The sequence below is a fragment of the Janthinobacterium saanense genome (assembly GCF_014200675.1).
Classification (GTDB): domain Bacteria; phylum Pseudomonadota; class Gammaproteobacteria; order Burkholderiales; family Burkholderiaceae_D; genus Janthinobacterium.
On the sequence record NZ_JACHCI010000012.1, the window covers coordinates 1 to 2302 of the forward strand.

2 protein-coding genes and 1 tRNA gene are annotated in these 2302 nt (G+C 55.6%); all 3 read right to left on the bottom strand.

Translation table 11 applies throughout. The annotated features are described in order from the left end of the window. Nucleotides 1–161: 161 nt before the first annotated feature. The 3 genes from HDE72_RS16460 to HDE72_RS16470 all read right to left on the bottom strand — a co-directional run bounded on the left by HDE72_RS16460 (nucleotide 162) and on the right by HDE72_RS16470 (nucleotide 2221). Nucleotides 162–737, bottom strand: a complete 576-nt coding sequence (locus tag HDE72_RS16460; protein WP_183677015.1) for an elongation factor P — start codon at nucleotides 735–737, stop codon at nucleotides 162–164. A gap of 136 nt (nucleotides 738–873) precedes the next feature. Continuing rightward, nucleotides 874–2049, bottom strand: coding sequence for an elongation factor P maturation arginine rhamnosyltransferase EarP (earP, locus tag HDE72_RS16465; RefSeq protein ID WP_183742864.1), 1176 nt, complete (start codon nucleotides 2047–2049; stop codon nucleotides 874–876). Nucleotides 2050–2145: 96 nt separating this feature from the next. Continuing rightward, nucleotides 2146–2221: transfer RNA gene (locus HDE72_RS16470), tRNA-Glu, on the bottom strand. Nucleotides 2222–2302: the final 81 nt, after the last annotated feature.

Below are 2302 nucleotides of genomic sequence, written 5' to 3' on the forward strand. Positions count from 1 at the left end.
GAGGGTCATCGAGCATGCTCGGCAGGTTAACAGCTGAACTTGCCGTTTACAAGACCCAAATAAAAATGCCGTTCAGTCTTAACTGAACGGCATTAACCCTAAGGTAGCGTTTTTTGTCTTGTCGCCAAATGAAGACAGCAACAGGGGCGCATCATCAACAATTAGTTGCGCACTACGCGCTTGTATTCGTTGGTGCGGGTGTCGATTTCGATCACGTCGTCTTGCGCTACGAACAGTGGCACTTGCACGATGTGGCGGTGCGCTTCGATAGCGTTTTCGATTTTGGCTTCTTTCAGGACGTTGCCCGAAGTATTGCCTTTGACTGCAGGCTCCGAGTACACCACTTGACGGGCGATGGTCGTAGGCAGTTCAACCGAGATCGCTTTGCCATCATAGAAAACGGCTTCGCATTCCATGCCGTCTTTCAGGTAATGCAGTGCATCGCCCAGGTTTTCTTCTTCGATTTCGTACTGGTTGTATTCGGTGTCCATGAACACGAACAGTGGGTCAGCGAAGTACGAGTAGGTGACTGGCTTTTTGTCCAGAACCACGACGTCGAACTTGTCGTCGCCACGGAAAACGTTTTCCAGTGGGCTGTTCGTCAGAAGATTTTTCATCTTCCATTTGTAGGTGAAGCCCGTGCGGCTCGAACCGTTGACATCAGAACGCAACACGATCATTGGCTTGCTGTCGACCATAATGATGTTGCCAACACGAATTTCTTTTGCGGGTTTCATAGAAGTGTACGTAAAAAGTGGGTTGCATGAAGATCATCTGCCGCCCGGGCGCCAACAGCGCCATGGACTTGCGTTTGATCGGTTAAAAATACGTTAGAAAATAACCGGGCATTTTACCTTATTTTCTGGCAAGCGCCTATTCCGTCCTGCTTGCCGAACGTGCAAAGGCCAACAAATTACTTGCCAGATCACCATTCTCCAGCATCTGTACCTGCCAGGCGCCGGCGCGCGCGGCAATTCTGGCCATATCGGCCTGCAATGCGGGCCACAGCCCCGCCCAGCCCTCGTTGGCCGATATACCGCCATTCCAGTCTTCGCTGGCCGCGCCTACGCTATCGATAGCCCCAGCGGCATCGACCGCATAACGCTGCAGGAAAGCGCGTAGCTTGACGTGATGCAAGTTTTCATCCTGCGGATAGATATGCCAGATAAACGGCTTGCCCGCCCATTGCGCGCGCACAAAGGAATCTTCGCCGCGCACAAAGTTCACATCGCAAGCCCACAGCAGCTGGTCGTAATCGTCTTGCGGCACGAAAGGCAGCACGCGCAGCGTCAGATTTCCGCGCGTACGCGATGCCCCAGCAGCCGCATCGTCGCCGATAAAGGCCCGTACGGCATCGAACGCCACGCCTTCCGGCGCCAGGCAGGTGACGGGCTCGCTACCCTGCTCCCATGCGGCCAGCAACTGGACCACCGGTGCGTGCGGATAGCAGAACAGCGACACTTTGATCGCCGCCATTTCCGCTGGCATGACGCCAAACTGCGCCAAGAACACTGCCATCGCCGCCGGGTCGCGCTGGAAGGCGGCACGCCGCTGTTCCAGCGCCGCCTCGCGCAGCAAGCCGCCTGTCTTGCCCGTAAAACCGGGGAAGAAGAAATGCTTTTGCATGCCGTGCCGCGACGATGGCAAGGTATGGCAGCCCTCCACCCACTCTTCCGCCGTCAAGCCTTCCAGGTTCAGCCAGACGGGATGCGGCGCGCACTGCGCCATGGCGGCAATATAGCCAGGTGGAATGTCGCAGGCAAAAAACTCGATGACGATATCGGCAATCTCTTCCGGCTTAAATACGCCGTCCTGCCCCAACCAGTGGCGCACGATGACGCCGGCAGCCTGCTGCGATTCCAGGGTCACGTCGATCTCGGGGCAGATACGTCGAAAACTGATCAAATCATCGACCCACAGCGTGACAGCCACGCCATGCTCGCAATGCAACTGGCGCGCCAGACGCCAGCAAATGCCGATATCGCCGTAGTTATCGACGACTTTGCAAAAGATAGCCAGCGATGGCGGATGTTGGACGGATAGCGACATGGGTGAGACACCAAAAGATAAGCGTTGTAAGACGACGAAAAACAAAAAAGCCGCACTGTGACCAGGCGGCTTTTTTGTTGGCTGTATCAGCCGGTCTGGCGTCCCCAAGGGGATTCGAACCCCTGTACTCACCGTGAAAGGGTGATGTCCTAGGCCTCTAGACGATGGGGACAGAAAATCTGTCCAGGATGCGCTGCGCTGCATCCCGACCTTGTTGCTGCTCACTACTTGCGGCTTATTATTTACTACAAAG

Coding starts and splice junctions, on each gene's coding strand:
- earP (WP_183742864.1), bottom strand. CDS start 2,049: ATGTCGCTATCCGTCCAACATCCGCCATCGCTGGCTATCTTTTGCAAA.
- HDE72_RS16460 (WP_183677015.1), bottom strand. CDS start 737: ATGAAACCCGCAAAAGAAATTCGTGTTGGCAACATCATTATGGTCGAC.